Raw genomic sequence first — 7,869 nt, forward strand, 5'->3', positions numbered from 1 at the left:
ACTTCGCCCGGCCGCCGCGCGGCCCTACGTCCCCGACTCCTGGAGCTGCCGTGTCCGACCCGCTGCTGCCCTTGCTCTTCGCTGTCCCGGTCGTGGTCCTCGCCTGCCAGGCCGGCGGCCGCGCCGTCAGGCTACTCGGCCAGCCGCCGGTCATCGGCGAGATCCTGGCCGGGATCCTGCTCGGCCCCTCGCTGCTCGGCTGGCTCGCCCCCAGCGTTCAGCACCACCTTCTTCCGACCTCGGTCCTGCCCATCACTTCCGCGATGGGCAACCTCGGCCTCCTGGCGTTCCTCTTCCTGATCGGCCTGGAACTCGATCTCCGCTCCCTGGGGACCGCCCGAGGCGCGGTCGCCGCCGTCAGCCTCAGCGGCGTCCTGCTGCCCATGGCCCTCGGCGCCGGCCTGGCCTCGGCCCTCTACCTGCACTTCGCGCCCCCCGGGGTCGGCCGGCTGCCGTTCACCCTGTTCGTCGCCGTCGCCCTGAGCATCACCGCCTTCCCGGTCCTCGCGCGGATCCTCGCCGACCGCGGCCTGGAGAACACGCGCCTGGGTGCCTTCGCCCTGGCCTGCGCCGCCACCGACGACGCCCTCGCCTGGTGCCTGCTCACCGCCGTCGTCGCCCTGTCCACCTCCGGCTCCGTCCTGTCGGCCCTGACCACCCTCGCCCTGACCGCCGCCTTCGCAGCCGGCCTCACCCTCCTGCGCCCCGTGCTGCACGCCCTGCTCAAGCGCGCCGGACGCACCTCGGACGACCTCGTCCTGGTCCTGCTCTTCGCCGGACTGTGCCTCAGCGCCTACACCACCGACCAGATCGGCGTGCACCCGGCGTTCGGCGCCTTCCTGTTCGGCGCCGCCGCACCCCGCGGCCTTCCGGCCATCGAGCGCAGCGCCGCCCGCATCCGCGCCGTCGTCCTGCCGCTCCTGCTGCCGCTGTTCTTCGTCGACACCGGCCTGCACACCGACTTCTCGTCGCTGCCGGCCGGACAGTGGGGCTGGGGAGCGGCGATCCTGGCGGTCGCCGTCATCGGCAAGTGGGGCGGCGCGGCCGGCGCCGCGCGGCTCACCGGCTCCGACTGGCGCTGGTCGGCCGCGGTCGGCACACTCATGAACTGCCGGGGCCTGACCGAGCTCGTCGTGCTCGGCATCGGACTCCAGAGCGGCGTCATCACCGAGCAGCTGTTCACCCTCCTGGTGATCATGACCGTCATCACCACGGCCGCCACCGCCCCGGTACTCAGGCGCGTTGCCGGCGACGACCCGCGGATGACCCCGCCGAACCCGGCTGCGGATCCGCAACGCGACAGCGCCAGGGGGATCGCCGGATGACCCCGCCGCCGAACCCGGTTCTCGAAGCGGTCCTCAGCCGACGCAGCGCCGCTCGCCTGACGGAGCCCGCGCCCGACCGCGACGAACTGGAGCGCCTCGTCCAGGCCGCGGCCACCGCACCCGACCACGGACGACTGCGGCCTTGGCGGCTGGTCCCGGTGTCCGGAGACGATCGGGTCCGCCTTGGTGACGCGCTCGGCGAAGCCGCCGCCTCACCGGAGCAGGCCCGCCGCGCCGCCGCGAAGCCGCTGCGCGCGCCCCTGCTCCTTTCGATCGTGCACTGCCCCCGTCCCGACCATCCGAAGGTCCCCGGGTGGGAACAACTGGCCGCCACCACGGGCATGGTGACGACGCTGTCGCTGCTCCTGCACAGCCACGGCTGGGGTTCTATCTGGCGTACCGGTGCGGGCGTACAGGCGCCCCAGGTCCGCAAGTACCTCGGCCTCGCCGATGGTGAGCAACTGCTCGGCTGGCTGTACGTCGGCACCTGTTCCACGTCCGGCGGCGCCGCTGAACGACTGCCGCTCGACACCACATCCAAGATCACCTGGCTCGACGTAGCCGACGGCTGAGACCTCTACACATCCCACGGCCTTGCAGAACGACCTGAGAGCCACACCCCAGCGCCAAGCCGAGCCGAGCCACGCTGAGACCCACCGCGAAAGGCGGATCATGCTCAACATCCAGGAGATCAAGACGCACGGGCACACCCTGCGCGTGTGCGTGGACCCCGAACCCGAGCGAGAGGGCCGCCCCGCCCTATGGCCGAGCGTCGGCGAATACCCCATCTACGATCCGTTCCTCTACACCACCATGACCACCGATGACGAACGCAACGAGCGCTTCCGTGCTGCCCTGTCTCAACTGGCGCCGGGCAGCCGCATCTTGGACATCGGGACCGGACAAGACCTTCTCTGGGCGCGGGAAGGCGTGCAGGCAGGAGCACGGCGCGGGGTGGCCATCGAGGTCATAGAGGACGCGTTCCACAAGGCGGCCGTGAATCTGTCGGCCTTCGACCTACAGGACCGGATCACGCTCCTGCTCGGCGAGTCGACCAACCTGCAGTTCGCGCCCAGAGCCGACGTCTGCGTTGCGGAGATCATCGGCTCCCTGGCCGGCGCCGAGGGCGCGGCGGCCGTCCTGGCCGACGCCCGGAACCGCCACCTGGATCCCGGAGGCGTGGTCGTGCCGCATCGTGCGGTGACCCTGGCAGCAGCGGTCGGCCTATCCGATCTGTTCCCCGAACAGCCGGTCGCGTTCGCCGAGGCATCCCTTCCGTACCTGCAGAGCATCTTCGACTGGCACGGCACACCCTTCGACGTACGGCTCAGGGTCGAAAGCCCCTCTGCGAGCGCGCTCCTCTCCGAGGGCGCGTCCGTTGAGGTGCTCGACTTCAACGGCGAGCTGCGGACGGACCAGCGCACGACAACGCGCTTGGCGATCACGCGGCCCGGCCACATGGACGGCGTGCTCACCTGGCTCAACCTCTGGTGTCTGCCGGACGAAGAACCGCTCGATGCCCTGCGCATGAAGACAAACTGGGCCACCATCTACCTGCCGCTCTTCGAAAGCCCGGTGCCCGTCGTACCCGGAGACGTCCTGGATCTCACCTTCGCCGCTTCCCTCAGCGACGACGGCGTTCATCCGGACTATCAGCTCACCGCCACCTTGCACACCGCGGACGGGCAGGAGCACCACGGCTCCTTGGCGTCTCCGCATCACGGAGGCTCCTTCAGGGCCCATCCGATCTATCGAACCCTCTTCCCGACAGGCTGATGGGCAGGACCAGACGCAAACGCGGTTCGGAACGAGCCGACATGTGAGCCCGGAGCCAGGACAGGCCGAACGCCCGCGGCTTATGCCCGTAGAACCCTCGACCGCCTGGACATTCGGGCGCGCCAGGGCTCAGAAGTCGTGGAGCGGCTCGTCGGCACTCAGTCGGCTGAGACGCTCAGCGAGCCGCCGACTCATCAGATGCTGCGAGAGCTGGGAGGCACGCCGCGCCAGAACCCCGTGCTCGGCGGCATCGCCGCGCAGCCGTGCCAACTCAGCCTCGGTAATGAGGAGTTCGACGGTGTCGCGAGTCCGGTCCGAGGGAACGACCGACGCCTCCTTCAGCGCCTGCACTCCCTGCTCAGCCAACTCGGCCACTGCGAACGCCCAGGCCGCCTGCCCCTCCAGCTCGCGGCGGTCGAACCACTCCAGCCAGGCCGGACCGGTGCCGATCTGAGAGCGGCTGAAGAACTCACGGGCCCGCTTCACTGCGGCCACGACGTGATCCGGCCTTCCGTTGAGCGCCCATGCCCGAGCCTCGGTCACGCACGCATAAGCCCTGACCAGCGCGGGCGTTCCGTCGGCCGCCAGCACCGCACTGCGCGCGTGAGACAGCACATCCGCCTGGCCGCCCTGCGTGGCGGCCAGGCGGGCCTGGTGGATATGGACCCGGGTGATGCGGGCGCGGTCGCCGATCGCCTGGGCCAGCCGCATCGCCTGGAGGTCGTAGCGCTGTGCCAACCCAGGGAGTTGATCGTCATAGGCCATCGAGGCCATCGCGAGCACCGCGTCCACCACGCTGCCGTACAGCCGACGCCCGGTCCGCGCGGAGAAGCTCCCGTTCAGCATCGGCGTGGCGTGCGTGTCCATCATGGAGGCGAACACACCGCGGAACTTGCCGCCGCCGTGCTGGGAGTCCAACTTTCCGTACAGCCGGGTCTGTTCGTCCAGCAGATCGATATCCGCCGCAGTGACCTTGTGCGGCCCGCGTCCACCGATGACGGCGTCTGCCGGCATCACAAGAGCCTCTCGCGAGGCGGGCCCGAACACGCTCGCCGAGAACGCGCTCTTGACGACGTTGCGCCGGCGCATTGCGTCCAGGGCCCACAGTTTCGACAGCATGCGCACGGCGTGGGGGACATCCAGGTACTCCAACGACTGCGCCGCGACCAGGCTGGTGTCGGACGGCCAGCCCAAGCTCTCGGGCGTCACAGTCCGGTGGAGCGCTGCCGACAATACGTGGCACGCGGCGGCCGCGAGGTCGGCACCGGGAGTCGCGCCCTTGCACCACCGCGAGACGGTGCTCGGGAACACCGTGTAAGGAAGGCGGATCGCTTCGCAGCGCATGGCGATCCGGCGCGCGAAGCCGCTGATCGACCAGTTCAAAGTTTTCAGGTGCCTGAGTAACACCTCGTTGCGCTCCGCATTCTCTGATCTCGGACTCATCATCGTGCCGCCCGTCCCGGTGGGGTCAGGGAAGGCCTCGAGGTTGCACTGGCTGGGACGAGCGCGGGGGATGAGGGGGCGGCGCCTGGGCCCGGCAGTGGACGGGCATCTCGGATTGCCGTGACCAACGCGGAGATCAGAACGCCCGTCAAGATCACGGCCAGGCAGCCGCCGACGTCGCGGAGAGTCGACAGCAGCGGGTCCTGCTCCCAGGCCGAGGCGTCGCGCACGGCAGCCTCGTTCTCCGCGCGCTCCGGTTGCAGGGCCCGCGCCGTGATGGTGCGGAGGAAGGCGTCGATAGCGGACGGCGCGTACCCGAAGTGCCTGCCGCGCGCCGCGTCGTCCCAGGGTGGACGTGCCCCCCAGTTGACGGTGTGGCAGGTATCGCGGTGCACGGACAGGTTCAGCCGGACGCGGGGGAACCCGGGCAGGCCCCGAAGGGCCGCCCGGACGCGCACGGCGTTGGCCACGGTGCCGACGGACAAGTAGCCGCCTCTGCGGCTGCCGCCGACGGGCACCGCGAGGAGTACGGCGCCGTCCACCTTCACACCGACCGCGCAGTCGAGGAGGTCCGGGTCAGCAAGGCGTTCCCGGAACCAGGCGTACTCCTCGGCGCACTCCTCGGGCGAGGGGCGGCAAAGTGGCACGGCGATTCGCGTGAGCAGGAAGCGGGGCATGCCGAGCGCGGGCCTTGCGTGGTGGACATCGGTCACGCCACCCGGGTGATCGGGTTGTTGAGGATGTCCGTGAGCGTGTCCCGGTCCAGGCGCACCACGACCGTGTGGTGGTCGGACAGGCCCTTCATGTCGATGACCTCGACTGCACGGACGGCGGGCAGGAGCTGCTTGCTGGCGTAGATCCTGTCGATGCGCGAGTCCGGCCCGTGCGTGTCGCAGGCGTCGATCGTCGGCGCGACCGCGGTGGTGTCGGCTGCGGTCGTGGCGAGATGGCGGGCGACGTCCTGCAGACCGCCGGTGCGCAGGGTGTCGTCCGGTCGGTCGTCCATCCGGCGCACGCCGTCCGGTCCGATGTAGGAGCGGTGCGCCCGGTGGGGCTCGTCGGGGATCTCCTCCAGGACGGGCAGGGCCGGGTCCCCGGGGATGCCCGGGACCGGGTAGCTGTTGTTGTCGCCGCCGAGCAGCGCCGGGTAGTGGACGCGTCGGCCGTCGACCTTGACCCACTTGTCGTTCCACTTGGTCAGCCACTCGGCCTCCGACAGCCGCGTGGTGGTGGAGCAGTAGTTGAGGTGGTAGGAGCCGACGATCAGCGGGACCGCGTCGAGGGCCGTGCCGGCGAGCTGCAGGCTGCGCACGGTCGGCGGGAGCACCCACATCGGGCCGGTCTTCGGGAACTCGCCGACCGGGGTGAAGAGATCCGGGTCGTGGTAGAGGGCGGTGCAGCACTCGGGGCCGATCAGGCCGGCCATGCCCAGGACGGCCTCGGCCGCGTCCGCGAGCTCGTTGCCGTTGTCCTGGGCGCCCCACATCTCCTGCCGCAGGAGCAGATGCAGGCCGAGCGATCCCAGCCGGTCGTGCATCCGCTGCCACAGTGCGCGGTCGCCGCCGCCGTTGTTCTCGAAATTGCAGATCGCCACGTTGATGAGCATGTTCGTCCCCCAGGGGTGTCAGCGGGTGGGTGTGAGGATGCGGCGGAGAGCGGCGAGGTCGAACCGCGCGACCAGAAGGGCGTGGTCGGAAACCTCGCGCACCTCGTCGGTCGCCACGACGTCGAAGTGGAGTAGGGCCGGGATGAGATCGGGGGTCGCATACATCCGGTCGATGCGCTGGGCTGGCCCCTGGTCGGTGCGCTTCAGACTCGCCGTGGCAGCAAGCGCTCCGGGCTGGCCGAGGACGGTTGCGGCGTGCAGGCCGAGGTCGACGAAGACCGGCTTGCCGCCGGAGAGGATCTCGTCCGGACGGGTGTCCGAGACGCGCCGCCCGCCTCGCTCAATGGTGCGGTGCTGGTAGTGGACCGGGTCCTCGACCTGCTCCCAGTCCGGGAGCACGACGGACTCGTCCGCCGTCCGGTGCGGGTAGCTGTTGGCGTCCATCCCGACCAGCGCGCTGCGGCCGTGGTCGGCGAGGGTGGTAATCCTCCTTGCCTCGGTCGCGCGCATGCCCGGGTCGAAGTGGCACAGGTGCGCCGAGGCGAGGTCGAGCTGCTTCGCGCACCCCTTGAGGCGGACGCGGGGATTGCAGATCGGCTTCCACGGCAGGTCGTGCTCGCACTCGGCGTCGACGAGGAACAGGGCGGGGTCGACCATCACGCCGACCGGGTTGCGGCTGCCCCCCTCCCGCGGCGCGCCCATGAACGGAAAGAGGCCGCCGAGCCGGTTGGCCTCGGCGTACAGGTCGGCCTTGCCGTTGTCCCAGGCACGGGTCAGTTCCCCGCAGCACGATGTGCGGTTGGACGGCGGCGAGGATGTCGCGGGCCAGTTCGCGGTGGTCGTCGGCTCCGTGCCGGCCTCGGCCGTTGTGCTCGATGTTCCAGCAGGCGACACGCAGTTCATCGGTCACAGGCAGCTGCTCCCTGTTCGTTGTTCGCGGTGGTGCTCGGACCTAGCTGTGGGGTTCATCGGACGGGGGTGAGGGCGCGACGGAAGGCCGCGCGGTCGAACTCGGCCACGACCAGGGCGTGGTCGGAGACCTCGGCGACCGTGTCGTCGGCGACGACCTCCAAGGACCGCAGGGCCGAAGCGAGATCGGGCGTGCGGTACATCCGGTCGATACGGCTGCAGTGACCTTGGTCCTTGCGCCACAGGCTCGCCGTCGCGTCCAGCGCACCGGGCTGACCGAGCTCGGCGGCGGCGTGGTGGCCCAGCTCGACGAACACTCGTCCGCCTCCCGGCTTGGTGCTGGTCTTCGTGCAGGGCCTGCATCTGCCAGGTGTCCAGAGGGCCGAGGTTCGCGTGCCACTTGCGGCGGGCGCGGTTGTACTCGGCGAGCGCTTCCTCATCCAGCTTCTTCATCTGCCGGCGGGGGGTTGAGAGACGTAAACGCTGGTTCCTCTCGTACTCCTCTCCATCACGCTTGCCGGACCCGAACCATCTGGCAGTTCTGGCCCGTCCCGGCTTTGTCAGGGCCGCTCTCACCCTCACCGGCATCTCCCGGATCAGGCTGCCCCCAGCTTCTCCGCCCTGCTGCGACAGGACGGCGGCGACGGTCTCTCACCTCCGCACGAGTTCACAACGCTTCACGGCGCACTGACACCACCCCCCAGGTCATGCATTCCAATGCCGTTGCTTTTAAGGCAGGCAGGTCGTTGGGCCGTTCGTGTTGGTGTCGCGTCTGGAGCGGCTGGGGTTGGGGATCTTGACCCGGTCGTG

8 protein-coding genes are annotated in these 7,869 nt (G+C 70.0%); 3 read left to right on the top strand and 5 right to left on the bottom strand.

Annotation, left to right across the window (positions count from 1 at the left end; all coding sequences use genetic code 11):
• Positions 1–50 precede the first annotated feature (50 nt).
• The 3 genes from ACIRQP_RS37580 to ACIRQP_RS37590 all read left to right on the top strand — a co-directional run bounded on the left by ACIRQP_RS37580 (position 51) and on the right by ACIRQP_RS37590 (position 3,101).
• Positions 51–1,325, top strand: coding sequence for a cation:proton antiporter (locus ACIRQP_RS37580; protein WP_403898941.1), 1,275 nt, complete (start codon positions 51–53; stop codon positions 1,323–1,325).
• Positions 1,322–1,897, top strand: coding sequence for a nitroreductase (locus tag ACIRQP_RS37585; protein WP_403898943.1), 576 nt, complete (start codon positions 1,322–1,324; stop codon positions 1,895–1,897). The genes ACIRQP_RS37580 and ACIRQP_RS37585 overlap by 4 nt, the downstream gene beginning before the upstream one ends.
• 100 nt (positions 1,898–1,997) lie before the next feature.
• Entirely contained in the window at positions 1,998–3,101 is a 1,104-nt protein-coding gene (locus tag ACIRQP_RS37590) for a class I SAM-dependent methyltransferase (protein WP_403898946.1), read from the top strand.
• A gap of 129 nt (positions 3,102–3,230) precedes the next feature.
• On the opposite strand, the gene ACIRQP_RS37595 is transcribed toward ACIRQP_RS37590, so the two are convergent.
• The 5 genes from ACIRQP_RS37595 to ACIRQP_RS37615 form a co-directional block, all read right to left on the bottom strand.
• Positions 3,231–4,484: a transcriptional regulator gene (locus ACIRQP_RS37595; protein WP_403898949.1), complete on the bottom strand. Its 1,254-nt coding sequence runs from the start codon at positions 4,482–4,484 to the stop codon at positions 3,231–3,233.
• 59 nt (positions 4,485–4,543) lie between these two features.
• Positions 4,544–5,257 carry a DUF6302 family protein gene (locus ACIRQP_RS37600; protein WP_403898952.1) on the bottom strand — a complete coding sequence of 238 codons (714 nt, stop codon included), beginning with the start codon at positions 5,255–5,257 and terminating at the stop codon, positions 4,544–4,546.
• On the bottom strand, positions 5,254–6,138 hold the full coding sequence (locus tag ACIRQP_RS37605; protein ID WP_403898955.1) for an endonuclease/exonuclease/phosphatase family protein: 885 nt from the start codon (positions 6,136–6,138) through the stop codon (positions 5,254–5,256). Before ACIRQP_RS37605 ends, ACIRQP_RS37600 begins: the two co-directional genes overlap by 4 nt.
• A 30-nt stretch (positions 6,139–6,168) precedes the next feature.
• A complete protein-coding gene (locus ACIRQP_RS37610) occupies positions 6,169–7,044 on the bottom strand; it encodes an endonuclease/exonuclease/phosphatase family protein (RefSeq protein ID WP_403898958.1) in 876 nt (291 codons plus the stop codon).
• Between the two features lie 71 nt (positions 7,045–7,115).
• Complete coding sequence (locus ACIRQP_RS37615; protein WP_403898961.1) at positions 7,116–7,376, bottom strand: hypothetical protein; 261 nt, start codon at positions 7,374–7,376, stop codon at positions 7,116–7,118.
• Positions 7,377–7,869 lie beyond the last annotated feature (493 nt).

Origin of the sequence: Streptomyces sp. NPDC102274 (assembly GCF_044766385.1) — a bacterium.
Classification (GTDB): domain Bacteria; phylum Actinomycetota; class Actinomycetes; order Streptomycetales; family Streptomycetaceae; genus Streptomyces.

Coding starts and splice junctions, on each gene's coding strand:
- ACIRQP_RS37590 (WP_403898946.1), top strand. CDS start 1,998: ATGCTCAACATCCAGGAGATCAAGACGCACGGGCACACCCTGCGCGTG.
- ACIRQP_RS37585 (WP_403898943.1), top strand. CDS start 1,322: ATGACCCCGCCGCCGAACCCGGTTCTCGAAGCGGTCCTCAGCCGACGC.